The sequence below is a fragment of the Nostoc sp. NMS7 genome, assembly GCF_017115085.1.
Classification (GTDB): domain Bacteria; phylum Cyanobacteriota; class Cyanobacteriia; order Cyanobacteriales; family Nostocaceae; genus Nostoc.
Genome location: NZ_JABXKJ010000159.1, coordinates 1 through 26461, shown reverse-complemented (window position 1 = coordinate 26461; position 26461 = coordinate 1). Strand labels below are relative to the sequence as shown.

27 protein-coding genes and 4 pseudogenes are annotated in these 26461 nt (G+C 41.9%); 9 read left to right on the top strand and 22 right to left on the bottom strand.

Annotation, left to right across the window (positions count from 1 at the left end):
- Positions 1–763, bottom strand: a 763-nt coding sequence (locus HWQ38_RS16975; RefSeq protein ID WP_292795454.1) for a reverse transcriptase N-terminal domain-containing protein, incomplete at its 3' end; no start/stop codon positions are given.
- 563 nt (positions 764–1326) lie between these two features.
- On the opposite strand from HWQ38_RS16975, the pseudogene HWQ38_RS16970 reads away from it, so the two are divergent.
- A pseudogene (locus tag HWQ38_RS16970) lies at positions 1327–1653 on the top strand (Uma2 family endonuclease); the annotation flags it as partial.
- Between the two features lie 264 nt (positions 1654–1917).
- Here the strand turns inward: HWQ38_RS16970 and HWQ38_RS16965 are convergent.
- Positions 1918–3024: a peptidylprolyl isomerase gene (locus HWQ38_RS16965; RefSeq protein WP_292795452.1), complete on the bottom strand. Its 1107-nt coding sequence runs from the start codon at positions 3022–3024 to the stop codon at positions 1918–1920.
- A gap of 206 nt (positions 3025–3230) precedes the next feature.
- Between HWQ38_RS16965 and efp the strand changes: the two genes are divergently transcribed.
- From efp to HWQ38_RS16950, 3 genes are all read left to right on the top strand, one after another.
- Complete coding sequence (gene efp, locus HWQ38_RS16960) at positions 3231–3788, top strand: elongation factor P (RefSeq protein WP_292795449.1); 558 nt, start codon at positions 3231–3233, stop codon at positions 3786–3788.
- 111 nt (positions 3789–3899) lie between these two features.
- The gene (gene accB, locus HWQ38_RS16955) at positions 3900–4457 is read left to right on the top strand and encodes an acetyl-CoA carboxylase biotin carboxyl carrier protein (protein WP_292795446.1); all 558 of its coding nucleotides are present in this window, start codon (positions 3900–3902) and stop codon (positions 4455–4457) included.
- Positions 4458–4519: 62 nt separating this feature from the next.
- Complete coding sequence (locus HWQ38_RS16950; protein WP_292795443.1) at positions 4520–4867, top strand: metalloregulator ArsR/SmtB family transcription factor; 348 nt, start codon at positions 4520–4522, stop codon at positions 4865–4867.
- Positions 4868–4931: 64 nt separating this feature from the next.
- Here HWQ38_RS16950 and HWQ38_RS16945 read toward each other — a convergent pair whose 3' ends face one another.
- Both HWQ38_RS16945 and proS read right to left on the bottom strand, forming a co-directional pair.
- On the bottom strand, positions 4932–5549 hold the full coding sequence (locus HWQ38_RS16945) for a GerMN domain-containing protein (RefSeq protein ID WP_292795441.1): 618 nt from the start codon (positions 5547–5549) through the stop codon (positions 4932–4934).
- A gap of 308 nt (positions 5550–5857) precedes the next feature.
- Complete coding sequence (gene proS, locus HWQ38_RS16940; protein WP_292795439.1) at positions 5858–7915, bottom strand: proline--tRNA ligase; 2058 nt, start codon at positions 7913–7915, stop codon at positions 5858–5860.
- Positions 7916–8057: 142 nt separating this feature from the next.
- On the opposite strand from proS, the gene HWQ38_RS16935 reads away from it, so the two are divergent.
- The 3 genes from HWQ38_RS16935 to HWQ38_RS16925 all read left to right on the top strand — a co-directional run bounded on the left by HWQ38_RS16935 (position 8058) and on the right by HWQ38_RS16925 (position 10640).
- Complete coding sequence (locus tag HWQ38_RS16935) at positions 8058–8627, top strand: Uma2 family endonuclease (protein WP_292795436.1); 570 nt, start codon at positions 8058–8060, stop codon at positions 8625–8627.
- Positions 8628–8989: 362 nt separating this feature from the next.
- Positions 8990–10369, top strand: a complete 1380-nt coding sequence (locus HWQ38_RS16930) for a 1-acyl-sn-glycerol-3-phosphate acyltransferase (protein ID WP_292795434.1) — start codon at positions 8990–8992, stop codon at positions 10367–10369.
- Between the two features lie 22 nt (positions 10370–10391).
- Positions 10392–10640 carry a plasmid stability protein gene (locus HWQ38_RS16925; protein WP_292795459.1) on the top strand — a complete coding sequence of 83 codons (249 nt, stop codon included), beginning with the start codon at positions 10392–10394 and terminating at the stop codon, positions 10638–10640.
- A gap of 6 nt (positions 10641–10646) precedes the next feature.
- Here HWQ38_RS16925 and HWQ38_RS16920 read toward each other — a convergent pair.
- The 17 genes and pseudogenes from HWQ38_RS16920 to HWQ38_RS16840 form a co-directional block, all read right to left on the bottom strand.
- A pseudogene (locus HWQ38_RS16920) lies at positions 10647–10842 on the bottom strand (Uma2 family endonuclease); the annotation flags it as partial.
- Positions 10843–10869: 27 nt separating this feature from the next.
- On the bottom strand, positions 10870–12051 hold the full coding sequence (locus tag HWQ38_RS16915) for a PD-(D/E)XK nuclease family protein (RefSeq protein ID WP_292795432.1): 1182 nt from the start codon (positions 12049–12051) through the stop codon (positions 10870–10872).
- Positions 12052–12437: 386 nt separating this feature from the next.
- Complete coding sequence (locus tag HWQ38_RS16910; protein WP_292795456.1) at positions 12438–12983, bottom strand: (2Fe-2S) ferredoxin domain-containing protein; 546 nt, start codon at positions 12981–12983, stop codon at positions 12438–12440.
- 279 nt (positions 12984–13262) lie between these two features.
- A complete protein-coding gene (nifT, locus tag HWQ38_RS16905) occupies positions 13263–13466 on the bottom strand; it encodes a putative nitrogen fixation protein NifT (RefSeq protein ID WP_292795429.1) in 204 nt (67 codons plus the stop codon).
- Positions 13441–13728, bottom strand: coding sequence for a nitrogen fixation protein NifZ (locus HWQ38_RS16900; RefSeq protein ID WP_292795427.1), 288 nt, complete (start codon positions 13726–13728; stop codon positions 13441–13443). Before HWQ38_RS16900 ends, nifT begins: the two co-directional genes overlap by 26 nt.
- Positions 13718–14848, bottom strand: coding sequence for a homocitrate synthase (gene nifV / locus HWQ38_RS16895; RefSeq protein WP_292795425.1), 1131 nt, complete (start codon positions 14846–14848; stop codon positions 13718–13720). Before nifV ends, HWQ38_RS16900 begins: the two co-directional genes overlap by 11 nt.
- Before the next feature lie 367 nt (positions 14849–15215).
- A complete protein-coding gene (locus HWQ38_RS16890) occupies positions 15216–15413 on the bottom strand; it encodes a DUF2949 domain-containing protein (protein WP_292795422.1) in 198 nt (65 codons plus the stop codon).
- A 342-nt stretch (positions 15414–15755) separates the two neighbouring features.
- Complete coding sequence (locus HWQ38_RS16885) at positions 15756–16001, bottom strand: Asr1405/Asl0597 family protein (protein WP_292795420.1); 246 nt, start codon at positions 15999–16001, stop codon at positions 15756–15758.
- A gap of 17 nt (positions 16002–16018) precedes the next feature.
- Complete coding sequence (cysE, locus tag HWQ38_RS16880; protein WP_292795417.1) at positions 16019–16780, bottom strand: serine O-acetyltransferase; 762 nt, start codon at positions 16778–16780, stop codon at positions 16019–16021.
- Positions 16781–17706: 926 nt separating this feature from the next.
- The gene (locus HWQ38_RS16875) at positions 17707–18183 is read right to left on the bottom strand and encodes a hypothetical protein (protein WP_292795414.1); all 477 of its coding nucleotides are present in this window, start codon (positions 18181–18183) and stop codon (positions 17707–17709) included.
- A 90-nt stretch (positions 18184–18273) separates the two neighbouring features.
- Positions 18274–18715 (bottom strand): annotated as a pseudogene (locus tag HWQ38_RS16870) (HNH endonuclease signature motif containing protein).
- A 9-nt stretch (positions 18716–18724) separates the two neighbouring features.
- The gene (locus tag HWQ38_RS16865; protein WP_292795411.1) at positions 18725–18979 is read right to left on the bottom strand and encodes a hypothetical protein; all 255 of its coding nucleotides are present in this window, start codon (positions 18977–18979) and stop codon (positions 18725–18727) included.
- A gap of 25 nt (positions 18980–19004) precedes the next feature.
- The gene (locus HWQ38_RS16860) at positions 19005–19229 is read right to left on the bottom strand and encodes a type II toxin-antitoxin system HicB family antitoxin (RefSeq protein WP_292795408.1); all 225 of its coding nucleotides are present in this window, start codon (positions 19227–19229) and stop codon (positions 19005–19007) included.
- Positions 19226–19450 carry a type II toxin-antitoxin system HicA family toxin gene (locus tag HWQ38_RS16855; RefSeq protein WP_193914401.1) on the bottom strand — a complete coding sequence of 75 codons (225 nt, stop codon included), beginning with the start codon at positions 19448–19450 and terminating at the stop codon, positions 19226–19228. The genes HWQ38_RS16860 and HWQ38_RS16855 overlap by 4 nt, the downstream gene beginning before the upstream one ends.
- 15 nt (positions 19451–19465) lie before the next feature.
- On the bottom strand, positions 19466–23086 hold the full coding sequence (locus HWQ38_RS16850; protein WP_292795401.1) for a HEAT repeat domain-containing protein: 3621 nt from the start codon (positions 23084–23086) through the stop codon (positions 19466–19468).
- A gap of 263 nt (positions 23087–23349) precedes the next feature.
- Positions 23350–23583 (bottom strand): hypothetical protein, encoded by a 234-nt coding sequence (locus HWQ38_RS16845; protein WP_292795399.1) that lies wholly within the window; start codon positions 23581–23583, stop codon positions 23350–23352.
- 239 nt (positions 23584–23822) lie between these two features.
- Positions 23823–24782 carry an NAD(P)-dependent alcohol dehydrogenase gene (locus HWQ38_RS16840; RefSeq protein ID WP_292795396.1) on the bottom strand — a complete coding sequence of 320 codons (960 nt, stop codon included), beginning with the start codon at positions 24780–24782 and terminating at the stop codon, positions 23823–23825.
- Between the two features lie 166 nt (positions 24783–24948).
- Here HWQ38_RS16840 and HWQ38_RS16835 point away from each other — a divergent pair, with 166 nt between their 5' ends.
- Together HWQ38_RS16835 and HWQ38_RS16830 are read left to right on the top strand one after the other, a co-directional pair.
- Positions 24949–25371, top strand: a complete 423-nt coding sequence (locus HWQ38_RS16835) for a XisH family protein (protein ID WP_292795393.1) — start codon at positions 24949–24951, stop codon at positions 25369–25371.
- Positions 25353–25694, top strand: coding sequence for a XisI protein (locus HWQ38_RS16830; protein ID WP_292795390.1), 342 nt, complete (start codon positions 25353–25355; stop codon positions 25692–25694). The genes HWQ38_RS16835 and HWQ38_RS16830 overlap by 19 nt, the downstream gene beginning before the upstream one ends.
- A gap of 113 nt (positions 25695–25807) precedes the next feature.
- Here the strand turns inward: HWQ38_RS16830 and HWQ38_RS16825 are convergent.
- Positions 25808–26382, bottom strand: a pseudogene (locus HWQ38_RS16825) (Uma2 family endonuclease).
- Between the last annotated feature and the right edge of the window lie 79 nt (positions 26383–26461).

Genomic DNA, 26461 nt, shown 5'->3' with positions numbered 1-26461 from the left:
GGTATCTGTGTATACTCTCAATCCCGTTGAGTGCAATATTTGCTAGTAATGGGCTAACTACTCCCCCTTGGGGCGTTCCTTGTTCAGGAAATTCTGGGTTAACTCCAGCCTTGAGGCATCGGAAGATTCCGAGTTTTAAGCCTTTGGGGGCAATGAGTTCGTCCATTATGGCTGAGTGGTTAATCCTATCGAAGCACTTTTCGATGTCGAGTTCGATAACTCGTTTTTCTATTCCATTGGCTTCGGAGCGAAGGTTGTTAAAGATGTACTGTTGTGCATCATGGGCAGAGCGCCCAGTTCTGAACCCGTAACTCCGTGCGTGGAAGGTGGCTTCGTGTGCTGGTTCAAGTGCATATTTTGCAAGGCATTGCCAAGCTCTATCCGCTATGGTCGGTATTTTAAGCATTCTGGTAGTCCCGTCCTTCTTAGGAATGGGGATTTCTCGTAAACCTTGGTGCTTCCAATCTCCGCTCTTAGCTCTTAACCATTCTTCTAAATAGAAGCGTTCGCAAAAAGTGAGAGATTTCTTCCCATCAATACCAGCCGTCTTTTTACCAGCATTTAGCTGAGATACTTGTCTTATTGCAAGAAATCGAGCCGAGGTGGATTTTAGAATAAGCTTTTGGAGTGACCTAGCTTTCCGCTTGTCTCCAACTTGAACAGCTTTGTACACGCGCTTTTGAAGGCGGAAAAGATTTCGGCGGAATTTCTTCCACGGTAGGGCTTTCCAAGATTCACTAGTTTTATAACTGTGTCTAATCATTTTCTCTTCTGGAGTTTGTATTTTCTGAACACCTCAGACCAATTACGGTCTGTCCTACCCGAATTGTGGGGATTCCTCCGCTCGTCTGGGCTACTTGGGGTTCGACTGCCCCTAGACCCACAACTCGTTTTTATTCGTTCCTTCGGAGAGATTGATTGTTCCGTTAGATGCAGCCAATTCGACTACTGGATTCCCTGGACTCTTGCCGTTATCTCGTTCATAATTCGGCGGGAATAAGCTCCAGTTAGGTCAGGGATTTGGCGTTGCGCCCTGCCCCACGATAAGTCGCTTTTCTAGGCTCTGTTTCATCATAGGAACTCCCTGTTAGCGCCAGTGTCAACCCGCAACGGTCGTCTGATTGCGCCCTGTTCCCAGCTTCACTCTACAAGAACCGAGCTTGTTCGGTGTGGGCAGGTAAGGAGTCAATTCTGAGTCTGAATGGCAAGGCTTTCACTTGCATCTGACCGAGAGTTCAGCCTTTAGTGACAGTAATCTGCTGTCGGGCTGGATTAGTTATTTACGGACTGATTACCGTGATTCACTAATCAACGAATCGCACAAAAGACTTGTGTGTGGTGACAATAGAGCAAGCCAGAGAATTGTTAAATGCCTCAGCAGTATTTGAGTCACCCCCGTTACTAATTGTCGAAGTGGTTAGTCTTGAATCGGTGAAACGGGATTATCGTTATAAGCGATCGGAATATGCCGCCTTAGAGGTTCCTGAATATTGGATTGTAGACCCACTGTAAGGAAAAATTTCGGTGTTACTACTGGAAGATGGATTTTACGAAGAAACAGTTTTTACTGCCAACCAGCAAATTTTATCACGGACTTTTCCCGAATTGAATATTGTAGTTGAACAGGTTTTGAATGCAGGTAATCTGGGCTAGTAGACCATAGATAGTAGTCGTCTTTTAATCGCGATTAGACTAAAAATTCCTCAGCGATGCTGAGTTGAAAAATATTGAAGATAAATTCATGCTAGATCATCGGGATATTGGTCTTTATTAACGAAAAGTTGCAGCAGATGCAATCTGGTTTGTTTCACCCAAAATTTAAATTTTTAGAAGCATAAAAATTTAATTATTACGTTCCATTTAAAAAAAATATCAATAGATTTTAGATTTTGGATTCAATCCAAAATCTAAAATCTATTATGTGGCTTGCGGCTCAACCAGATTTTCTATTCCTTGAACGACTGTTGCTGATTCAATTTTGTCACCAGCCTTCAGTTTGTCCAAAACTTCTTTGCCTTCAGTGAGATAGCCAAAAACGGCATAACGACCATCCAATAGGTTGCGTCCGGCGGGGGTGAGTTCGGGATCAAACAAAAAGAAGAAAAATTGTGATGAACCACCATTTACTTCACTTTCGGGACGAGCCATCACCACTGCACCAAAGGCAGAGAAAGGCAGAACTGGCATATCAAGGTAACGCCCAGCTTCTTCTAGAGTAATGCCATAAGTAGGTGCTTTATCGCCTTTAACTAAAACTTCTAAAGGAATAGCACGATATTTGCTCGTTGTTGGGTCAATGAAACCGACCTCTTTTCCAGCCGGATCTCCAGTTTGGAGAAAGTAAGATTCTTCAGAACGGGAAAATTCTAAACCATTATAAAAACCCCTTTGTACCAAATCTAGAAAATTACCAGCAGTAACAGGGGCGCTGTAACCGTCTACTACCAGGGTCAAATCGCCTTTGTTAGTTTTGAATTCTACAGTGGCACGACCTTTAAGTTGCGGCAGATTACTATACTCGGCAGGCACTTCAAAGGGAAATTGTTTTACCATTGACTCTTCTAGCTCAGTAACGAGATTCAGCAGTTTAGCTCTATCTTGGAGAATTTGTTCTTTATCTTTGCTGTCCGCCAATTCTTGCAATTTACCCACCCCAGATTTCAATTCGGTAATCCAAGCTTCGGCTTGGGGTTGGCGTTCTTCGGGAACGCTTGCTAAGATTTGGGAGGGTTTATCAAGAATGCGGGATGCTTTGCTGATATCTTTGGAAATCTCACCCCACCGCCGATTCGCCCGCAGTTGGGCAGAGATGTCCTCTAAACTGGCTTGTAGTTGCCGCACAGGTTTGTTATCTATCGGGAGTGCATACCGCAACAAAGCCTTGCCGTCGGTAATTGCATTGCCGGCTGGTAGTGCGGCGCTACTGGAGGGAGTCCACCCAGCTGTAGTTATGCCTAAAAATATTGTTACCAGCAGTATTGCCATTAGGCTGTTCTTCAGCCAGGATTTTAATAAGTTAAGCATGGGATAACTCAAATGCAGTATTAAATTGTTGACTGGACGTAACCCATCAATAATTTTCCCATGTTAGGTGCTGAATGGAACAGACGGACAGTGAGGTGAAGGACAAATGACTAATGACAAATGACAAGTAACTAATGACAAATGCCCAATGACGACCCTAGAAGGGTACAATAAATGCCGATTGTCTTCCAAAATTTGAAAGTTTCATGATCTCCAGTAACGACTTTCGACCCGGTGTTTCGATTGTATTAGATGGGTCTGTATGGCGAGTGCTTGAATTCCTGCACGTCAAGCCAGGCAAAGGTTCCGCTTTTGTCAGAACCAAACTCAGAAATGTCCAAAGTGGGAGCGTAATGGAAAAAACGTTCCGAGCAGGGGAAACGCTGCCGCAAGCCACCCTAGAAAAAAGCACGATGCAGCATACCTATAAAGAGGGCGATGAGTTCGTCTTTATGGATATGGAAACTTATGAAGAAGGTAGATTGACTCGCGCACAAATTGGCGATCGCGTCAAATACCTCAAGGAAGGTATGGAAGCCGAAGTAATTCGGTGGGGCGAACAGGTGCTAGGAGTAGAATTGCCTAAGTCTGTGATTCTGGAAGTTGTCCAAACAGATCCCGGTGTAAAAGGTGACACTGCCACAGGTGGATCAAAACCAGCAACTCTGGAAACTGGTGCAATTGTGATGGTTCCTTTGTTTATCACCCAAGGAGAACGCATCAAAATTGATACTCAGGAAGATAAATATATCAGCAGGGAATAACTTTCATCTCTACGGAGATTGTTTGCCCCCCGATTTAAATCCCTACATAGGGATTAAATCCTTGCCACATTTAAGATGCTAATTTACGGATAGGTCGAGGTAATAAAAACTGTGCCATTGGACTTTAATGAAATCCGCCAACTACTGGCAACTATCGCACAAACAGATATTGCAGAAGTTACGCTCAAAAGCAGTGATTTTGAACTCACAGTGCGTAAGGCTGTGAGCATCAGCAATCAGGTGTTACCGGTAGGTCAAACGACCTTGGGCGGTGTGGTAGGTTCCGGCTTGACGTCGGCTTCATCTTTGGGAAACCAGGGAACCCCAAGTCAAGTAACGGAGGTGTCCACAGGTCGCGTGTTTGAGAATACTGGGACTGGCACACAATTGCAGTTGTCAGTAAATCCTCCCTCAACGATTGACCAGAGATTAGTAGAAGTGCCTTCCCCAATGGTAGGGACGTTTTATCGCGCTCCTGCGCCTGGGGAAGCGGCATTTGTGGAAGTAGGCGATCGCGTCCACAAGGGTCAAACAGTCTGTATCATTGAGGCGATGAAGCTGATGAATGAAATTGAAGCCGAAGTCTCTGGACAGGTGATGGAAATTCTCCTCCAAAATGGTGACGCCGTAGAATATGGTCAACCTTTGATGCGAATTAACCCCGATTAAGTATTAATGTATATATGAAATGAGTCATCGTTAAAACTTTCAGTCCTTGCGGGTTAATCCTGATGAAACAAACGTTGCCTTTACCACCTGAAGTGGTGCAACAAGTAGCTGAATACTTCAGCCTGTTAAGTGAGCCGATGCGCCTGCGGCTGCTACATTTATTACGGGATGAAGAAAAATGCGTGCAAGAGTTGGTAGAGGCAACACAGACTTCTCAGGCAAATGTGTCAAAACACCTGAAGGTAATGTGGCAAGCAGGTATCCTTGGCCGCCGCAGTGAAGGAACTTGCGCCTATTACCGGGTGGAAGATGAAATGATTTTTGATTTGTGTAATCGGGTTTGCGATCGCCTTGCCACAAGGTTAGAAGAGCAAGCCCGTAATTTTCGTGTGTTAAATAGCAATCGTTAGGTCAGTTGTCATTTGTTCTTTGTCATTTGTCCAAAACTAATGACTAATGACCAATGACTAATGACTAAAGCGGATAATTTTTCTGAAAGCTTTCACGAGTTAGCGGTTGTTGTAACTCTAGACCCTCACCGCCTAAAACATCCAACGGTTTGCCGTTGACGTCAATATATACTTTGGCTTTGGGATTTAAAGTTGTCGCAGTATAAACAACTTGTCCTACGCGACCCATCATTGACGTGCTACCACCACCACTGGTAAAATCTTGAGATAAATTAACGTGAACTTCATCATTTTCCGCCTTCAGCCCCAACAGTTTGGTTGCTTTAGGGATGGTCGTAGTAGAATCTGTCCCTCCTGTCGGTGGGCCTGCTAACAAACTTTGGAAAGCTGCTTCTAAAGCTTGGTTGGGTTGTACAGAAGCTACTTTAACAGGCTGGGGAACCAAAGCAATATTTTTGTCCTTTGATGTGAGCCAATAAACGTTAGCAGTTTGCTCATTACCTGGCTGCTTAGTTGATGGCTGTGCTGGCTGAACGATTCGCTCAGAGGGGTTTGACGCTGTGGGAGTATTGCTGGAGTGTGAAGTAAACCAAGCTACACCGCCACCCACTGCTACAACTGCTGCTGATACGGCTGCAATTACGCCTGAAGAAATACGATTAGATCCTTGTTGGTCTTTCATGTTCAAAACCTTCCTGACTGAGGGCTGATATGGTAGTTGTGTGAGGAGCAGCCTGGTTAAGGACGATACTTACAAGTGGAGAGTTTCCCACAACCTGGAAATGCGATTATTTTTAATCCTGTAAGTCCTTGATTCAATTTTAGAATTTTTACTTCTAATCCGTCACCTGCCAAATTATGTAAATCTCTTTCTTTTTGGAGATGATTGAGGTATGGATTTCAAACGCAGAGGAACGCGGAGGGAAACGCAGAGGAACGCGGAGTATTTTTCACAAAAGTCCCTCGGCGAACCTATGCATCTTTTTGCGTTTAATTTTTACCCTCTATTGCTTCGGTAATCCACTTATGAAGTGTTGTTGTAACTTGATCAATGACAATTTCTTGCGATTTACGGGTGGCTCTTTCTACAACTTCGACTTTGCCATTAGCGATCGCCCGTCCGGTTACAATCCGATAAGGGATGCCAATTAAGTCAGCATCTTTAAATTTGACTCCCGCACGTTCATCGCGGTCATCAAGTAGGGTTTCAATTCCCGCTTGATTGAGTTCTGTGTAAAGTTTTTGGGCGATTTCAACTTGTTGAGCATCTTTAATGTTAGGAATTGTGACGATCGCGTGATAAGGTGCGATCGCAACTGGCCAAATAATCCCATCTTGATCATAAGATTGCTCTACGGCAGCTTGTGCCAATCGTGACACGCCTACACCAAAACAACCCATAAATAGCAGCTTTTCTTCACCCTGTTCATTGGTATAAGTTGCTCCCATCGCTTGGGAGTATTTAGTGCCTAATTGGAAGATGTGACCTGCTTCAATTCCACGGGTGCTGAAGAGAGTTTGTTCTGGGTTGTGGATGGCGCGATCGCCTGGTCTGGCTTTCCGTATATCTACTGCTTTCTCTGGCAAATTAAATTGCTCACCCCAATTAGCACCAACTACGTGATAGCCAGCTTCATTCGCGCCTGTAATAAAGTTTTTTAAATTAAAGGCTGTGTTGTCTACCAAATGTACAAGTTTTGGATATTCTAGTTCCAAACTTCTTAGCTGGTTATTGAGTTTCGTAAAAGAAAGTACCTGATTTGCCAAAACCTGTTGAGCAGAATTTTTGACATCTGACACTAAATATTTGCCATTTTCGTCTGGTGTCAGATATTGCAAAATATTTGCCAGTACCTGCAAAGATAAACCATACTCTGGTTCTAGTTGCAAATTTGTAGCTAATTCTTGGTGGGTTAAGGCTTTAACTTTGATATAATCCCCTAAATTAGGAGAAATATAACCCAAGGGGAGTGGTTTAACAGCCCAATGCTTTTGCGATTCCACGTCAGAAATTTTCAAATGTATAATGGCTAAATCTTTACCATTTTCATCAACATATGGAAACGTTGCAGTTCTACCATATTGATCAGTAAATTTAGATAACACATTCTGTAGCTTAATTTCGTTAACTTCTTGGTCTCCCCGAATACTGACAAGTACTAGCAAAACATTATCATTGGCATAAACGGCTTCGTAAAGGACATTTTTCACTAATTGAGTCGGAGAACAGTTGAGGAGTTGACAGACCTTTTCAATGGTTTCTGTTCCAGGTGTATCGCGTTTCTCATAGCTTGTAAACCGTGAGGTTTCGGCGTCAATTGGTAAAGAAATAGCCTTTTCTACGTTAGCGGCGTATTTACCATCCTCAGTGTAGAGAACTTCATCTTCACCAGCTTCCGCCAAAATCATAAATTCTGTGGAACCAGAACCACCAATTGCACCAGAATCAGCTTCCACTGCCCGAAAAGCTAAACCAGAACGCCGCAGGATATTGCTGTAAGCTTTATATATATCCTGGTAAGTTTCTTTGAGGCTGGCTTCATCGGTATGGAAAGAGTAGCCGTCCTTCATGATAAACTCTCGTCCGCGCATCAAACCAAAGCGGGGACGAATTTCATCGCGGAATTTGGTTTGAATTTGGTAGAGATGTAGTGGTAGCTGGCGATAAGAGCGAATCATATCACGAGCGATCGCTGTAATAACTTCCTCATGAGTTGGCCCTAATCCTAATTGTTGCTCACGCCGGTCAATTAGGGAAAACATGATCCCCTCAGCTTTGGTGTAAGTGTCCCAGCGTCCCGATTCCTTCCATAAATCAGCAGGTTGCAATTGTGGTAAAAGACATTCTTGTGCGCCTGTAGCGTTCATTTCTTCCCGCACAATCTGGGAAACTTTTTGCAGTACCCGCCACATCAAAGGTAAATAAGCATAAATACCGCTACCGATGCGACGAATGTAGCCTGCACGGAGTAATAATTTATGGCTAGGAATCTCAGCATCAGCCGGATCATCCCGCAGTGTAACAAATAACATTTGTGAAAGTCGCATCGTTTAATCCCTTTCCAGAATCTCTAAGTTTTTGAACTTGCGTGGTGTGCGATGGCTTTGCCCGCCGCAGGCATCGGCATCTTACAGCCGTTAAGATATAGCATGATATAATCTTTGCAACTATTTAATCTAGGTCTAGCTTATGAGTCCTTTGACATTAAAACTAGACACCGTTCAGTTTAGTGACGAACAATTTTATCACTTATGTCAAAATAACCGCGAATTGAAATTTGAACGCACTGCCAAGGGAGAATTAATCATTATGTCCCCCGTTGGAGGTGAAAGCGGCAATCGAGAAGCAGATTTAATTATTGATCTGGGAATATGGAATCGGCAAACTGGCCTTGGTTACACTTTCAGTTCTTCTACTATATTTAAGTTACCCAATGGTGCTGATCGTTCCCCGGATGCTGCTTGGATTCAACGAGAACGTTGGCAAGCACTTACACCTGAACAAAGACGCAAATTTCCCCCCATTGCACCAGATTTTATCATTGAATTAAGGTCAGCAACAGATGATTTGGAAATGTTGCGTTCCAAAATGCAGGAATATATGAATGCAGGGGTGCAATTGGGATGGTTGATAAATCCCCAATCGCAGCAAGTGGAAATTTATCGCCAAAAACAGGATGTGGAAGTGCGAAATCTGCCCACACAATTATCGGGTGAAGATGTATTACCAGGATTTAGCTTGAGTCTATCTTGTTATTAAGATTTGTAAGTGCCGCTAAACGTCCACTATTTGCCAACACTTTCTATACCAGGATAAAATGGGAGCATCTCAATGAGTGTAAAAAGGCTTATAAAACCTCACACCAGCCCTCTCCTTACTAAGGAGAGCAAGAATTTTGTTTCTCATCTGGTATATTTGCAACACTGAGATGCTCCTCAGAAAATACTCTATAAGTCTGCGTGGGTGGGCTTAATTAAAATAATTCGTAATAACGCTCCCGGACTCGCTACCGCTACGCTAACGTGATTCGTAATGTCGGGGCATTTTACATCCTCTAAGATATCTTAAAAGAAATAACCACCCGGCGATGAGAAATCGCGGTATCTTTAGGAGAAACTACCTTGGCAGATGTAATTTATCAAGCACAGCCACCCTTAGAATTTATTCCTCCGGCGTTTAACCCCTTATTTCTCCGAGTTGTCCAGCTTTTACTACCAACTTACATTAACTGGCAAACAGCTATTACCGAAATTGAAGCAGAGAACGTAGAAGTTCTGGTGGATCTGTATCACCAGTTTCAGGAGGGTAAGATCCGTTTTATGCTGGCGTTTCGCCATCCTAAAACAGACGATCCATTTTGTTTGAGTTACTTGTTTTCTCAACTCGTGCCAAAAGTAGCGCGATCGCAAGGTACAATCCTACAACTTCCGATTCACGCTCATTTTATCTACGATCGCGGCATTCCTCTATGGGCAGGTTCTTATGTAGGTTGGATTGCTTCTAATTTAGGTGCTACTCCGATTCAGCGCGGTAAGGCTGACTGGACGGGGTTACGTTCGGCACGTAACTTGTTCGCCAATGGGAAATTCCCGATGGCGGCGGCGCCAGAAGGTGGTACCAATGGTTTATCAGAGAATATTAGCACCCTAGAACCTGGTATCGCCCAATTAGGCTTTTGGTGTGCTGAAGATTTGCAGAAAGCTGGACGCGACCAACAGGTTTTAATTGTACCAGTTGGGATTAAATATAGTTACGTTGATGCTCCTTGGGATGCGATCGCTAATCTTTTAAGTGAATTGGAAGCGGCTAGTGGTTTACCTGTGAATCCATCAGAATTTGCTTCTGTGGAGTCACTTTATCCCCGATTGTTGACTTTGGCAGAACATTTACTTTCGCTGATGGAGGAATTTTACACGCGGTTTTATCATCAAAAGCTGCCAGATGCTAAAACAATAGGAGAAATCGAAGATAGAAATGAAGCGTTAGCAGTTCGTTTACAAGCTTTGTTAAATACAGCGCTGTTAATATCAGAACAGTATTTTGATTTGCAGTCAAAAGGTAGTTTAAGAGATCGATGTCAGCGAGTAGAACAAGCAGGGTGGAATTATATATTTAGAGAAGATTTTAAGGATGTGGAAGGAGTATCTGCTGTAGAGAAAGCTTTAGGCGATCGCGTTGCTGAAGAAGCGAATGCGCGGATGTGGCATATGCGTTTAGTAGAAAGTTTTGTGGCAGTTTCGGGTAATTATATTCGGGAAAATCCAACGGTAGAAAGGTTTGCAGAGACGACTTTAATTTTATGGCAAATGATCGCTAAAATCAAAGGTGAGAAAGCTGTGCGGCGTCCGCAATTGGGTAAGCAAAAAGTCAAAATTACTGTGGGTAAACCCATATCTGTTTCTGAGCATTATCCGGCGTATCAAGGGAATCGTTTGGCTGCTAGACAAGCTGTTGCTGATGTGACAAATGATTTGCAACAGGCAATGGAAGGATTGATTTGAAAAGGAAAATGAGGAATTGATTATAAACAATATCACTATATCTAATCTTGATGAGGAAATAAAATCTCGTCTACAAAAACGAGCCGAAAAACATGGTCGTTCTCTCGAAGAAGAAGCCAGAGAAATTCTTCCTATGGCTTTAATAGAAAATTATGAATATTCCTTAAATCTAGCTACTATCATTGAGCAGTGTTTTGCAAATTTGGGAGACTTTGAATTACCGGAAATTCCTGGAGAACCTATTCGCATCGTATCAACGTTTGAAGAATAATAGGCTTGCGCGATCGCCTACTAGCTTATATAATTCTCTCTCTAGGCGTGTTTGACAAACAGAGTGCGGTGTACCTTTTTGCAGCCACCTGGATTATTTCACCCTTAATTAGCTCAACTCGCTCATTCTCCTCAAGGAAGTCGAGTTCAGCTAGACGGTGATATTCAGCTATAGTAAAGTGTTTAGGAGTGGTGAGACTCATAACGGCTACAGGATTGCAGGGTTATTTTTATTTTAATGGAGTTACGACTGATTCAACTCCCACGATAGAAGATGATAAGTTATCTGGATCTTCTTCTTTCTCTATTTTTGTAGCTTCTTCTGTGCCTACACCCTTCCAAGGAAAGTTAAAATATTGTTCTTGAACCGCTTTTAATTCCTTTATTGAGTCTTTAAAAAAGAATTTAATAGCAGATAACTGGTCTTTTTCAGATAAAAATTCTTGTAGGTTTTTTCGATAAAATATACTTGACCAAGCTGGTGTAATAGTTAAATTATTTGAAGTCCACATATCAGGCTTATCATTAACTACATTCTGCATAGATTTGATAATGTTTGGGCGTTCTTTAAAGGTAGGGGAAACCTCTAAATATATTCCTAGACATGGATATTCCGTGAAATTATCTGGATTTAAATCGAAGTATCCAAGACCACACCAAAAATTCCAGCCAGAAAAGTGAGTATAGATAATATATCTACTACCCCATGTCCATTGAGTCATACTTGCTGTCTTTCCGACGACACTTCCAAAAGCTAACTCGAATTCCTCTTTCACTTTTTCACTCAGGGTTGATTGCATCAAAATGAGAGTCTTGTTGAAATTAACCATTGTCAATAAGTCAACTGATGAAAATTGATTATTCTGAGACATTCTATTATTCCTCATGAAAATTAATATTTCTTGGATTAATATATCAAATGCACGTTCTTTTAAAAAGCTATAAAACTGATACCATCTCAGTTGAAAAAAATTTACCTTGGGTGATAAATCAAGGCAGTATTTTTTTATTTCATCTTTTGGGTCATAATCACGGGTGATGTAAATTAAAATTCGATGTCTGACATTTGGTAAATTACTCAAAACATCAGCATATTTTCTTAAGGCATTATTACTATCTTTAGAGCCAATTTTTGATTCAATAAATATTACATCTGAATTTAAACCAGTTGAAAGTTCAACCGCAATATCAAGTCTACTATCCTCAGTATGAATCGCCAGTGCTTGATGTTCTTGTTGAGTTGAAATCTTGATGCTGGAATAATTATCATCACTGATGATTGAGTGATGTTTTAGCCAACCAAGTAAAATATCATTATTCAGGGACAAAAAATAAGCAACAATCTCAGTAAAAAAATCTTCACGCGGTTTACTTCCTGAATGCAGATTGAGTAAATTGGTAAACAAAGACATTTATTTTTAAGTATTTAAGGTAATTTCAAAAAAGTTATACACAATAACTAGGAGGTGCATCTCGCTTTTGCAAATATATCCGGCGATTAGAAATCGCGGCTACACAAACAAAGTCCGCCTACGCGGACTAAGAAAAAATCAACAGTTTTTAACCTGCGGAGGCAGGTTTTGTATTTCGACTGTGCTCAACACAAGTCTGTGTAGCCGTGACTTCTAGTCGCCTAGCTAGTAATAAATTAGACTTTTCAAACTAACGTTGCAGCAGTTATAACTTAGCCGATCGCAGTTTGACAAGATTGCTATATAAAGAATATTTACAACAAATAGGGGTAAAAATTTTACCCCTACAAATCGTGTATTATTTGAAGAATAGCTAGAGAAGGTTATTACTCTTGAGTTAAGTGACTTTCTAGCAAAGATGCGATCGCATCAGGATGAATATTCTTGTATTTCTTTTTACCAAGCTGTAAAACACAGTTGGGGGCGCTGCTACAGCATTTTTGGCAACTAGTATGTTCAATAGTAACTTTGTCTAACAAATTGCGATCGCACAAAGTTTTTTCTAATTCTGATAATAACCCTTTACCACCACGTTTGAGACAACCGCCCTTTTGACATACCATAATCCTCGCCTTGGTTTGAGGTGGTAAATCTTGATTTGGACACGCATCAATTGGTGTCACCCGATAGGCTTTGATTTTAATTTTACTTGTGCGCGAGTCTACTTTACTATGACCACAAACGCGAATTTGCTGACCAGGAACTAAGGATGAACTTAGTAAACGGCGCAACTCTTTAGGCAATTTAATTTCCACATTTCCCGATGGAACAGCCAATTGCAAGTATTTATATTTTCCTGGTTCACCACCAACAAAACCTAGTAACTGTCCCTCAAGGTTCAATTCTGATAACGTCAAATACTTGTCACCCATGATTGATAAAAAGTTAGTCATTGGTCATTGGTCATTGGTCATTAGTTAAGAGTTAGGAGTTAAAATTCATAACTCATAACTCCCCACTTCTCAAATCTTGCACGTGCTCTATCTCTCGCCAAGAAATAAATTTTTTGGCTAATAGCTTAACTCCACTAAAGTGGACTAAAAACCTTACTTAGTCTTCTTTAGAAGACTTTAGCTATTAGCCTCAGAATTCATTCTGAGGCGGTTGTGGGAGCTGGTACAATATCTGATAATCCCCACTCCCCAGTTTTTTTACGCGAGGCGTTTAGCTTCTACAGTTTGGGGTAAATTGGCTGTGTCTGGCAAATTACTAAATTCCAATTCCCAACCATTTGCTAGGGTGAGAATCTTGCCATCATTTCCATCAGTTTGTTTGACGACTTCTTCTTCCAGGTCTTTTTTAGCAACGTAAACTACTAAAGTACCGGCATCATTCATGCGTAGCATTACTTTCATGAGATTCCTCAACAGATTCTAGTTCTTTTTTCATACAGCCGACGACGAACCCTGTTTCTAAGAAATGCACAGCATAGATATAGGAAGTCTGCAAATATGTGCCTATACTCGCTATATAGCCGATATCTCCCTTGTTTACTAAAACTTGGCCGACTTCCTTACCAGGAAAAGTACCATCGTTTTTGAGCAGTTTACGAACTCTTACTTTTTCACCAATTTCAAAAGCAGGTGGCAAGCTTAGTTCTAATTCATCACGTTGCATGAGAGTACCTCTGTTCTCTGACCAAATTTAATAGCTCTTCTGTCGTCAAACTGCGTTTTTTCTGTACCGATTGATGACGAACTGCGTCTAAAACAGACTGAGTTTCTTGGGAGTTCAAGAAAATTCCATGCTGTTCTAGCAAGTTTGAAACCAAATGCCGTCCAGAATGTTTACCTAATACTAAACGCCGTTCCCAACCCACCTCTTCAGGAGCAAATGGTTCGTAGGTAATGGGGTTTTGCAATACCCCGTGAGCATGGATGCCAGATTCGTGAGCAAAGGTATTTTCGCCCACGATCGCCTTCCAGGGTGGTACACTAGCACCTGATGCGGCTGCAACTAGTTGAGATAGTTCCAGCAGACTGGGTGTGTTAATGCCCAAATCAACGCCGTAGATGCGTTTGATCGCCATGACAACTTCTTCTAAAGCTGCATTTCCCGCCCTTTCACCCAATCCGTTGACTGTGGTATTCACTGATAAGGCTCCGGCTTTAATACCCGCAAGAGCGTTGGCAGTTGCCAGACCAAAATCATTATGCGTGTGGATTTCTAGGGGAATTGTCAACGCTGAAACCAGCCTTTGGACTTTTGTGTAGGTGGTGAAGGGGTCGAGAACTCCTACGGTGTCGCAGAAGCGGAAGCGGGATGCACCCCACTCTTGGGCATAAAGCGCTACATCTAAGAGGAAGTTTTCATCAGCCCTGGAAGAATCTTCTCCGCCGACTGCTACCCAAAGACCTTGATCGAGGGCAAAGCTGATGGAGTCTTTAAGTTTTTGTAAACTTACTCGCCACTGACCATGAAATTTAGTGGCAATTTGGATACCAGAGACGGGAATCGCAATATGCACCCGGTTCAGACCGCAGGCGATAGAAGCCTTAATATCTGAGATGACGGCGCGGTTCCAGCCCAGGAGTTTTGCTTGTAAACCCAAGTCAGAAATTTGAGCGATCGCCCGGATTTCTTCGTCACCCATTGCCGGTATACCAACTTCTAATTCGGGAATACCAATGGCATCGAGAAACTTAGCGATCGCTACTTTTTCTTCTAAAGTAAAGGCAACACCTGCTGCTTGTTCGCCATCACGTAATGTAGTGTCATTAATTATGATTTGATTCATTGCAAATATCCCTCTCTTGGAAGTATTCTTAATATCCGTCTCTACAATCCCTAGTGATGGTAAATGCTAAAAATATCACAATTCATAATGTAGGATACATGATCCTTAATTATTGCCCGATTATTAGCATCACATCTGTATGGCAGGGAACTAAAACCATGTATAATTTCCTAATCGTTTTTACCGATGTCAGTTGAAATTTGTTCGAGTAGCAATGAACTAATATAACTATTAGCAAATCCTGAACAAAGTAATATACAGAATCCAGCAATTAAGGATGTAATCATCTTAGTAACCTCATATTTTCTAGTGCATTGGTGTGTAATTTAGGCAGTAATGGGACTCAAAGCTAATGGGTAAAAATTAGCTAACTTTGTTCTGCTAGCCAATCAAAAATCTTTCCTAGCTGCTCCAAATCAACTAAACCATACTGCCAGAGGAGCATTGGTAGTGGACCATTTTCCAATTCCCGGTGTCGCAGAGCTACAGCAATATCAGCATTTGAAAGTTCAAGTTCATTGTGCAAAAAATTGAGGAGTTTTATATTTCTGTTACGAGTCGCCATAATTGAACTTTCAATTTCTTAATTTGGAAAATAATTAAAAATCAGAAACTCCAATTTTATTTGGTAATTTCGCCTTCTTAATTGTTGCTATATGTCAGGAAAACTTCAGATTTAGTAGACTAAACAAAATCTAAAATTCGGTTAATCTCTCTCAGTCTGCAACAAAATCTGCTAAGGGACAGTAGCTTCAACTTCTAAACCTATTCGAGGTTTATGCATCTATGAACAAAGAGGGGAGTAGGCTTGCCGTGAGTTTGTCCTGAGCGTAGTCGTTGGCGCAGGCTCTTGTAGAGAAGGGCGTAGCCAAATGGGAGTGGGGTATGAAAAACTTTCCATTTCGACTCAAGAATGATCACTGTAATGCCAGCAACGCTCTAGCCACTCTAATAATTCGTGACGAGAAGCAAGAAGTTGCATAACTGTACTGCGAATTAGAATTACTTCTAGCAAATTGTTCACTTGCACTCGTAAAGAACCATCAGGGGGACAGGAACTCTTAATTTTTAACTCTTGCAAACGGTAATAGATTCGCCAGCGATCGCTCAAAGGAATCTGCAAAACTTGATCGCCTAAAGTGTTATTTGTCATTTGTCATTTGTCCTTTGTCATTTGTCATTTGTCATTTGTAAATGACTCTTGACTTCTAAAGTTTGCAGTTGTTTTTCAAGTTGTTCAATGCGGCAGAGCAAAGAACGAATCACGGTTGCTTCCATATCGGGTAGCTTTCCATGTTCTAAAGGAGAAAGGCTGGCGCTTTCTTTCGGAGAAATAATTCGGCCGGGAACTCCGACAACTGTGCGATCGCTCTTTACATTCTGCAAGACAACCGAACCTGCACCAATACGGACGCGATCGCCAATTTCTAAATTACCTAAAACTTTCGCACCCGCCCCAATCACTGCATTTTTGCCCACTGTCGGATGACGTTTACCAGTTTCTTTACCAGTTCCGCCAAGGGTGACACCCTGATAAATTAATGTGTAATCGCCCACGATCGCAGTTTCGCCAATCACAACACCCATTCCGTGGTCGATAAACACGCCCTGACCAATCTCTGCGCCTGGGTGAATTTCAATTCCGGTGAAAAATCGCCCCAAATGAGAAATTAAGCGAGGGATAAAACCCACACCTCGACAATGTAACCAGTGAGCAAGACGATGCAAACATAGTGCGTGCAATCCTGGGTAGCAAAACACCACTTCTAGCCAATTACGTGCTGCTGGATCGCGTTCAAAAATAATGCGAAAATCACTCAATAATGGCTCAAAAAAAACGCCAGTGAGTAAATTTTTCAGCAGGGATGTATGTGCAGAATTCTGCGTTTTGATAGTCTGGCCATCGCTCATACTGTCTAAAGACTGTTGCATCGGTACGTCTATCTGGTTGAAAGAGCTATATGCTATTTTTATGCTTATATCAGGTGACTTCCAACTAGATAGGAAACCCAATGTTGATTGGATTTATTGGATTGATTAAGGTTGTACTCAAACGCCAAAACCCCGACTCAAGATAAACTTAAAATTGTTCTTGGGGTAGGGGCGCTAGTATTTAATCATGGGGGTACTAGTATTTTTGGGGCAGGGTTTAAGAATTTCTGTACTCGCTACAAGAAACTTTATGTGTAAGCCTTTGCAGACATTTAGTCAAGATATTTTGCAATATATTAAGCTGTACTCAGATGCACTCAAATATGAGTTATATGAGAATAAAACTCAATTTTTTGTATATGCTACTACTATTACTATCTTATTATTTGGTTAGGGGAATAACAGCTTTCTTTATTTTTTTTTAGGATTTGCTGTCTGTATGTATGCATACGTTTGCAAATATAGTTATAGCTCATAGTGAATATCTTATTATATAGATGTGTGGAAGTTGCGATCGCCAAAACTTTTATCAATCTCGTTTCCAGGTTCTACCTGGAAACGTACTTCATTGCGGCTCTGCCGCGAATTCGGTAGGCGCAGCCTCCCAATATGCGTTCCCAGTCTCTGACTGAGAACGAGGTAAAAACTTTGGAAACCTCGTTTCTAGCCAGAGGCTAGAAATGCTCCTCATTGCGGCTCTGCCGCGAATTTGGTAGGCAGAGCCTACCAATAGGCATTCCCAGTCTCTGACTGGGAACGAGGTAATGGAGTTCAAAGACTCGTTAACGGAGTTCAAAGACTCATTAATGGAGTTCAAAGCCTGATTAATGGAGTTCAAAGACTCATTAATGGAGTTCAAAGACTCATTAATGGAGTTCAAAGCCTGATTAATGGAGTTCAAAGACTCATTAATGAGTATTAATTTATCAAGAACCAGACGCAGCTTTAGTCGGTCTACCTCTGATAGCTTTAAAGCGTTCGCCCAACTGTTCAGCAACACTTTTTAAGCCTGGAGTCTTTTTCGATGCAGTCTTCACGTAATCATAAACTGTCAAACTGCCAGTCATAGCTTCACTACCGACTGCCATTAGGGTATCATCTACCTGTTCGGTGAGTTGCTGCATTGAAATTAAAAGTTCAGTCAGCGCAGTGGCTAACTGATAATCCTGAACCAGTTCTTCAACGTCAAAAGTGGCTGGAAGAATTTCGCGGTTAGATTGAGCAGCCGTGACGCTATTGTTTACAAAAGCTAGGCTTTTATCGCCCATTTTTACCAACTTGCGCCGTTCTTCTGTGCTGAGAGTAATCAGAAAGGGCATCTTCTTTTGGACTGTCTGTAGCGCGGCTTTAATTTCTTGGATATCTTGTGGCGTAAGGGCGGCGGCGATATTTTGATAGGCCATTATGTATTTACCTTGGGAGTTCTAATGGTGAAGTAGCAATCTTTGCTAAGTATAGAGTTCCCATTTTTCAGCGCGATCGCACATCATAACCTATTTATTTATCTGTTTTAGCGCCGATGCTGAGGGATATTGCCCAGATGCAATTAAAGCTTGTCGTTCTAGAAGCCTTTCATCGCCATTAAAATCTAGGATACGTGCTGTCACTTCTCCAATATCTGTAAGATGTTGAATTACAGCCTCATCTAGCCGGAAATGCTCACCCCAAAAGTCTCTGCGTGGGTTAAACAAACCGCACAAGTTCGCCAGTTTGCCAATTAATTGACCCCAAATCCGTCCCTTTTTGCAGGTTACAGAAAATACAGTCATAACAGAGATTATCTGCTGTTGTAGCGCCGCCGTGTTTGACGCTGATTATATGGTCAACTTGACAGCTTAAGCCCTCTACTTCTGGATATAAACAATACTCGCATATATGGGCGGCGCGATCGGCAACTAAACGCCGCAGTTCTGCATTAATATATAGACGAGGCATTTTGAATACTTATTTAGGGTTAATGTACTGATGAGCTTTTGCTTTTGCCAACCTCATAATATGCTCTAGCGTGAGGAAATGATCTAACTCTCGCTGGTCATTTGCTGTAAGACCTTCAGTTTTTGCGCGGTAAACGAGATCCTCTAAACGCTCTTTGGTTGCATCCGAGAGTTTGAAATCGATAACGCTTTGGGGAGTGGTTCCAGCAGCAATAAACTCTATAATTTCGTCGTAGACTTTGGCTGTATTTACAGATGTGTTCATAAGCTACCTTTTTCATTCATAAATTTTATGCAACTTCCAAAGACTTTCCTAGCGTCTTAGGCTCTGGTAGAGTTGCACCGTCAGCCAAAGATGATTCAATCAGCATCTCTAAAACTTCCTGAGCATTTTTAAGAGCGTCTTCGTAAGTCTCTCCGTGAGTGCAAGGCTGCATTATATCCGTAAACTCAGGTAGCGAAACCACATAACATTGGTCTGCCTCTGACCATTGAATCACGATTGTATATTTCATTCTTCTGTCTCCTCATCTTCTTTAATTTTATTTAGTTCTTCTAGTGCTTCATTGACTTGCTTTTCTAAATAAGGTTTGGCATCGCTACCATCTTTGCCAGCAATGATGATAGCTTTAGGCAATTGCGGATGCAGCCATTTACTATGGCTACCCTTTGCAGGTTTATAAGTAAATCCTGCTTGCAGCAACAAGCTTTTGAGTTCTCTGATTTTCTTGGGCATATACTCAGCTTACATTTACCCTTCCCACTGCTTTAACTTCTTCTGAGCAAATTCCCGCACTTGCTCATCTGGGTCATTTTCTGTGCGATCGCGCAACAGTGGTAAAGTTTGGGGATGCTGAGGAAATTGCTTGATAATTATCTCTAATGCAGTGCGCCGAGGATTAGTTTCATAATCTTCCTCGCGTTCAAAGGGATCATTAACAGCGCAGTTATGGTAGATGTCAAACAACTCAGGCTGATATTTAAAGTATTTAGCTAATTGTTGGACTGCTGCACGTCGCACATTCAAGCTATCATCCTGGGTAGCGCGTTCTTTGAGAATGGATTTGGTGTCGGGGTCATCTTTAAAGTTGTCCGCTAATCCTTGGACTGCTGCACGTCGCACATACCAGTTATCATCTTGGGTAGCGCGTTCTTTGAGAATGGATTTGGTATTGGAGTCATCTTTAAAGTTCCTCGCTAATTCTTCGACTGCTGCACGTCGCACATTTGAGTAATTATCCTGGGTAGTGCGTTCTTTGAGCCAGGTTTTGGTGTCGGGGTCATCTTTGAAGTTCTTTGCTAATTCTTGGACTGCTGCACGTCGCACATCGCTGTCATGATCCTGGGTAGCGCGTTCTTTGAGCCAGATTTTGGTGTTGGGGTCATCTTTGAAGTTCTTCGCTAATTCTTCGACTACTGCACCTCGCCCATCTTCGTGATCATCCTGGGTAGCGCGTTCTTTGAGCCAGGTTTTGGTGTCGGGGTCATCTTTGAAGTTCTTCGCTAATTCTTCGACTGCTGCACCTCGCACATCTTCGTGATCATCCTGGGTAGCGCGTTCTTTGAGCCAGGTTTTGGTGTCGGGGTCATCTTTGAAGTTTTTCGCTAATTCTTGGACTGCTACATATCGCACAACCCAGTAATCATCTTGGGTAGCACGTTCTTTGAGCCAAGTTTTGGTGTCGGGATCATCTTTGAAGTTCTTTGCTAATTCTTTGACTGCTACATATTGCACAACCCAGTAATCATCCTGGGTAGCGCGTTCTTTGAGCCAGGTTTTGGTGTCGGGAGATTCTTGCCAGGTCATTGCAATTGCTGTGACTGCTGCACCTCGCACATCTTCGTGATCATCCTGGGTAGCGCGTTCTTTGAGCCAGGTTTTGGTGTCGGGGTCATCTTTGAAGTTCTTCGCTAATTCTTCGACTGCTGCATCTCGCACATCCCAGTTATCATCCTGGGTAGCGCGTTCTTTGAGCCAGGTTTTAGTGTCGGGGTCATCTTTGAAGTTCTTCGCTAATTCTTCGACTGCTGCACGTCGCACATCCCAGTTATCATCCTGGATAGCGCGTTCTTTAAGCCAGGTTTTGCTGTCGAGAGATTCTTGCCAGGTCGTTGCAATTGCTGTGACTGCTTGAGTGCGAATTTTTTTAACTAGCCTAGTTTCTTCTCCATATCGCTGGGTGTCGTAATAGTACCAGAGGTCATATTTAGTTAAGTCTTTTAATTGATTAAGTAATTTGGTAGCCGTTGACGCGATCGCCGAGCGATTTCTCACCTCTACAAGAGACTTAGCCGCTAAAAAGAGATTAACAAACTTTTCCTCTTCGCCATCTTGCGCCATTAAATAATCAAGAATTTCCCCAACAAATCTTGGCTCAATCATTCCCGCAATTAGCAGCAAGACTTCATGCCAACTTTCATCTTGCCAGTGTTTACCAAAAACTTCATTCTTAAGTTCCTCAAGAGTCAGCGTTTGCATTTCTTTAAACTGCCAGACAAACTCCCAAGCACAGAAATATTCTAAAAATGTCCGATGCACAAAAGCATAATAATCTGCACCCAGGAAACATAACATAAAGTTGCGAGTCCGCAGTTGATTAATCATCACCCGCGCAGCTTCTCTGGGTTTATCAAACTCTATGGTTTTGAGATAATCAGTCAGAACTTTGACTAAATCATCTTCATTAATCAAATTCCCTGCCAAACCTTTATCACCAGTTTGCATAAGATAAGCAACCTGACGCAGCATCGCTTGCTTATCTTTATAATCAATCGTCTTAGGATCTAACCTCTTATCTTCTGTCAAAGCGCGTTCCACATCCCATTGATGCAGCAATACCCGCGATGCTTGATTATAAAGCTCCGCTCTATCTCTTGGTAGCTCTTGATTACGATTAAGAATTGCCATCATCGTCAACAGCAGAGGATTTCCCGCCAATTCTGCAATAGATTTGGAAGCTTCAATTCCTCTTTGCAGCCGTTCCCGTTTTCTCACTTTATCTACTGCATCGGTAAAAGTTAACTCATGCCAACGGTAGATAAAATCCTGAATTTGTTCTGAGTCTAAATCTTGTAATATAAAGTGGCGAAACTCAGCATTAAGCAATCGTTGCGGTTTATAGCCAATAATGCGAGAAGTGACAATTGCCTGCACATCAGGATATTCATTAGTAAAGCGATGAATATCAGTAATTACATCCTCTCGCTTACCAGGGTCAAATACCTCATCCAACCCATCAAACATCACTAAGGCATTACCAGCTTTTAATTTTTTATCTAGTTCAAGCTGATTGAGATGATGAATTGCACCACTACACTTATGAAAGAATTCTAGAAAATTATTGCACTCTTTATCTTCCCGTCGCCGCATATAAGTGCGTAATTCAATTAGCAACGGAATTGGTAATGATATAACATTATCCAGTGGTGACTCTGCCCAATTCAAAGCCAGGAATTGCAACAATGTAGACTTACCTGAACCAGGATCACCCAAAATCACAACATATTTATAATCTTGCTTTTTATTGACAACATCCAAGACTGAAAGTATCGGCTGTTCAAAATAAACCCGTTTGTGGCGTTCTAAATCTTCTAATTCAACTTCTGCTTCTACTTGTCCACTTTCTCGCAGCCGTCTAAAATGTTCTTTAGGTAGTTCGTGAACTTGTGATAAAACTTGATGAGTTTCCCGGACATTTTGAGCAGTAAAAATCCGCCATAACTTCAGTTCATTATAGGCATAGCCGCTAGTATCTAAGCTATCTAATTTGAGATTGCCATAGCGTTCACGGATTCCTTCTTGATATTTAATTAAATTAAAATCTACAATAACACCAGCAATTTTTTTGGTATTTATTTCAATATCAGATAATTTTTGTAATTCTAGGATGTGGTGTAATTCTTTTGAATCTAAAAGAAGTTCTTGGACTTGTGTCAAATACTGTTCTGTAATTGATTGCCAGTTAAACTTAGATGGCAGAGGTTTTAATTGCAGCCTGTTCCAACTATCTTCTAGGGTTTTAGCGTCTAGAGATTCACAATTAATATCAAAAGCCTTACCAAGAATTTCTGTAACCAATTTATCGCTGAGAAATTTCTGGATGTCTTGGGTGTACTCTTTAATCTCAGTTTCAGCAAGTTTGCAACGAACCTTTAACTGCTGTTGCATGAGTTGCAAGAATTCCTTTAACGCTTTACCAGCAGCAATTTCTATATCTTCTTTCTTAAATTTCTGGACAATCTTGCCAGGGATGCCTTTTAATAAATCTTTAGCCCAATCTTTAGCAGCATCCTTGGCTAAGTCTTCCAGAATGGGTTTAAAAATAAACCCGGCGGCCTGAGTTACACCCCAAATAGCTAACCAGTCCAGCATAATACTCGCTTCTGTTGAGAGTTTGATTATGAGTATATACACTAGCTTGAGTAATGTTTCCAGATTTCAGGGTGATTGCAGAAATATTACAGGTATTTGAAGAACCTCTCTCTAAATCATCTCTCTTAAAAGGAGAGAGACTTTGAGTTTTCCCCCTTCCCGCGTCGGGAAGGGGGTTACGGGGTTAGGTTTGGGGTTGGTTTTTTAGATCAATTGGTAAGTGCGATCGCCAAGATTTTCAGTAAAATGTACTAACCACAAAGCTAATCCTGATTATTCTTCTCTTGCTGAACTCTTTGAGCGATCGCTTCTGCAATTATCCGATTATTCTCTTCTATAGGTTTACCATCTTCAGTAAACATCGATGGATATATAATTGCTTCTGAGTCAGGAGTACGACGATTAAATAGGATTTCTAGCGCTTCTATATCTTCCCGATTAGCAAGTACATACGCCCTCAACTCTTTTGTGGACATTTCTGCAAAATTAGGTTTCATTTACAAATCTCCAAGTTCGATCACGAAATACAAGGATTTGCAGTTCATCACCTGCCAAAATAAACACATTGCCAGTTATGTCACTAAAACGGAATAGCTGAATTTCCCGGTAGAAATTGGACAAGTACTGGCAAATAATCACACACATAAGTGCTTGCCGGGTTGTAGGATATATATTATTTTCCTCAATTGTGACAGAAATAATATTAAGCCTTACAGGGTGAAAAATCTCAGTTCCCCTAAATGGCGATGTCTACAACGGGTTGCACCAACGCAATTTTCCCCACAGCCCGCCCAGTTTCGCTATAACTATGAGCCGCCGCGAGTTCTTGTAAGGGATATGTGCGATCAATCACCACACGAATTTTACCCGCTTCAATCAATTCTTTCAGATAAACCAAATCCTTCGCGTTAGGCTTTTCAAACACAAATTTGGCTTTTTGACCTGGAAGGAACGCTGTTAAGACGCTCTGCACGACGGTTTCAGCGCTGGGTACGGTGGTGATATAAATTCCATTGGGTTTGAGGACTCTTTTGGTTTGAGAGAGCGATCGCTTACCCACTGCATCAAAGATAATGTCATACTGCGCTGTATCTGCGGTGAAATCTTGCTGCGTATAATCAATCACGCGGTCTGCTAAGAGAGATTTCACCAAATCCAAGTTTTTAGTACTGCTAACTCCCGTCACCACTGCCCCTAAAGCCTTAGCAATTTGCACTGCAAAACTGCCTACACCACCCGCAGCACCATTAATCAAAACAGTTTGTCCTGTTTGAATATTCCCTTGATCTCGCAGTGCTTGCAAAGCCGTAAGTGCTGCTAAAGGCACAGCCGCAGCTTCTTCATAAGAAAGGTTTGTTGGTTTGAAAGCCACCAAGTTTTCTGGGACAGCTGCAAATTCGGCGTAACCTCCTCCAGGGAAGCTAGTACTACCATAGATAGCATCTCCGGGTTTAAAGCGGGTGACACCAGAGCCAACCGCCACGACTTCTCCCGCCACATCAAACCCCAGAATCTTCGGGAATTTGCTGCCAGTAATCAAACTCAACATCCCCTGGCGAATTTTCCAATCAATGGGATTAACGCTACTAGCACGAACTTTCACAAGTAACTGCGTTGGCTCAATTTTCGGCTGTTCCACCTCTTCATACTGCAATACCTCAGCCGCGCCATACCGACGGATAACCACTGCTTTCATCGCATTCCTCCTGCTACACTGTTTTCGTGAATGAACTCAGACAGCTTATTGTTTATGATAAATCCAGTGTAGCGATGTCTACGCCTACGCATGGCATTTAACGAAGACGCTAGGCGCAGTCAGAGATTTCCTAAAATAGAAATATTCAGTCTAAGATTACACCTGTATGCCAGCTAGAGACATCTATCACAATAATGTCAAAAATGCTTTGATTAAAGACAAATGGATAATTACTCATGACCCACTGACCCTGAAGTTTGGTAAAAAAGATTTGTATGTTGATTTAGGTGCTAGACAACTGTTGGCGGCGCAAAAAGCAGAATCCAAAATTGCAGTTGAGATTAAAAGTTTTAGCGGCAGATCAGATGTTGATGATTTAGAAAAAGCGTTAGGTCAGTATATTTTATATCAGGATATATTAATTGAGTTGGAGCCAGAGCGAATGTTATATCTTGCAGTATCTAGCAGAGTTTTTGATGATTTGTTTGAAGAACCCATCGGCAAACTTTTACTGAGAAATCATCGTTTAAAGCTGATTACCTTTGATCCGAAACAGGAGGTTATCAAACAATGGATTACACCCAATTAGACCACTATCGCCAGGTGATTGAAACTATCCTCAGTGAATATGCTTCATTACCCTATTCCTATGCCAATATTCAATCAGAAGTGGTGTTTGATCGAAACCGCGATCGCTATTTGTGGATGGATATAGGCTGGGATGGCGATCGCCGCATTCATGGCTGTCTGGTTCATATTGACCTAATTGATGGCAAAATCTGGATTCAACGGGATGGTACTGAAGAAGGCATTGCCGCCGATTTAGAACGGGCTGGAATTCCTAAAGAACACATTGTTCTGGGGTTTCGTCCACCGGAGTTAAGACCCTACACTGGCTATGCAGTTGCTTAAGGTGCGATGCCTTCTCTACGAGACGCTACGCGTAGCTTGCTTCCCGTTCGCGTAGCGTCTCCGACAGGAGAAGGGTACGGCGGGCGATCGCCAACGTTCTGTGAGAAAATACATTATTCTTCACTCGGAAATACAACACTTTCATACAGCAATTCAATTGCACATTCAAATTCAATGCTCGATAGAGTGATGATATCGTAAGCCGTGTAGGGATAGTAAAGCCACATCCTACCCTCACCCCGACAGTAACGCTCGACGGAGATTTTTTCTGAGTCAATCAAGATATACTCCTGCAAACTGGGAATTGTCAGATAATAAGTAAATTTTTCACCCCGATCTTTAGTGCTTGTACCTGGGGAAAGAACTTCGACAATTAGCTTGGGATGTTGAATAAATTTGCGGGCATTGAGGTCTTGAGGGTCGCAACTGACAATCACATCAGGATAATAGTAGCGGCTCTGGGGAGTGAGTTGCATTTTCACAACACATTCACTCGACAACCCCTGGAATGCAAATGGGGGCCTAAGGCAGTGTACAAGTTAAGTGCAATGTCGTTATGGGGAATTGTACCGCCTGTCATAGCAAATACTTCGCCATTGGCATATTCGTAGCGAACGTCTTGCTGAGGTTCCCATTCGAGATATTCCTCAACGGTCATTTTTGGCAGTTGTTGGGGGATGGCGATCATAACTAAGATTTTTTGTATCCGCTCAATAAATAGGGGATAGGAAGAAAAATAAGAGGATACAAAGGGTCACACCGGATTG

Coding starts and splice junctions, on each gene's coding strand:
- HWQ38_RS16890 (WP_292795422.1), bottom strand. CDS start 15,413: ATGGCGACTCGTAACAGAAATATAAAACTCCTCAATTTTTTGCACAAT.
- HWQ38_RS16915 (WP_292795432.1), bottom strand. CDS start 12,051: ATGTCTTTGTTTACCAATTTACTCAATCTGCATTCAGGAAGTAAACCG.
- HWQ38_RS16840 (WP_292795396.1), bottom strand. CDS start 24,782: ATGAAAGCAGTGGTTATCCGTCGGTATGGCGCGGCTGAGGTATTGCAG.
- proS (WP_292795439.1), bottom strand. CDS start 7,915: ATGCGACTTTCACAAATGTTATTTGTTACACTGCGGGATGATCCGGCT.
- nifT (WP_292795429.1), bottom strand. CDS start 13,466: ATGAAAGTAATGCTACGCATGAATGATGCCGGTACTTTAGTAGTTTAC.
- HWQ38_RS16935 (WP_292795436.1), top strand. CDS start 8,058: ATGAGTCCTTTGACATTAAAACTAGACACCGTTCAGTTTAGTGACGAA.
- nifV (WP_292795425.1), bottom strand. CDS start 14,848: ATGAATCAAATCATAATTAATGACACTACATTACGTGATGGCGAACAA.
- HWQ38_RS16835 (WP_292795393.1), top strand. CDS start 24,949: ATGCCAGCTAGAGACATCTATCACAATAATGTCAAAAATGCTTTGATT.
- HWQ38_RS16875 (WP_292795414.1), bottom strand. CDS start 18,183: ATGGCCTATCAAAATATCGCCGCCGCCCTTACGCCACAAGATATCCAA.
- HWQ38_RS16910 (WP_292795456.1), bottom strand. CDS start 12,983: ATGGGTGACAAGTATTTGACGTTATCAGAATTGAACCTTGAGGGACAG.
- cysE (WP_292795417.1), bottom strand. CDS start 16,780: ATGCAACAGTCTTTAGACAGTATGAGCGATGGCCAGACTATCAAAACG.
- HWQ38_RS16900 (WP_292795427.1), bottom strand. CDS start 13,728: ATGCAACGTGATGAATTAGAACTAAGCTTGCCACCTGCTTTTGAAATT.
- HWQ38_RS16965 (WP_292795452.1), bottom strand. CDS start 3,024: ATGCTTAACTTATTAAAATCCTGGCTGAAGAACAGCCTAATGGCAATA.
- HWQ38_RS16850 (WP_292795401.1), bottom strand. CDS start 23,086: ATGCTGGACTGGTTAGCTATTTGGGGTGTAACTCAGGCCGCCGGGTTT.
- HWQ38_RS16860 (WP_292795408.1), bottom strand. CDS start 19,229: ATGAAATATACAATCGTGATTCAATGGTCAGAGGCAGACCAATGTTAT.
- efp (WP_292795449.1), top strand. CDS start 3,231: ATGATCTCCAGTAACGACTTTCGACCCGGTGTTTCGATTGTATTAGAT.
- HWQ38_RS16950 (WP_292795443.1), top strand. CDS start 4,520: ATGAAACAAACGTTGCCTTTACCACCTGAAGTGGTGCAACAAGTAGCT.
- HWQ38_RS16845 (WP_292795399.1), bottom strand. CDS start 23,583: ATGAAACCTAATTTTGCAGAAATGTCCACAAAAGAGTTGAGGGCGTAT.
- HWQ38_RS16945 (WP_292795441.1), bottom strand. CDS start 5,549: ATGAAAGACCAACAAGGATCTAATCGTATTTCTTCAGGCGTAATTGCA.
- HWQ38_RS16885 (WP_292795420.1), bottom strand. CDS start 16,001: ATGACAAATAACACTTTAGGCGATCAAGTTTTGCAGATTCCTTTGAGC.
- HWQ38_RS16865 (WP_292795411.1), bottom strand. CDS start 18,979: ATGAACACATCTGTAAATACAGCCAAAGTCTACGACGAAATTATAGAG.
- HWQ38_RS16855 (WP_193914401.1), bottom strand. CDS start 19,450: ATGCCCAAGAAAATCAGAGAACTCAAAAGCTTGTTGCTGCAAGCAGGA.
- HWQ38_RS16830 (WP_292795390.1), top strand. CDS start 25,353: ATGGATTACACCCAATTAGACCACTATCGCCAGGTGATTGAAACTATC.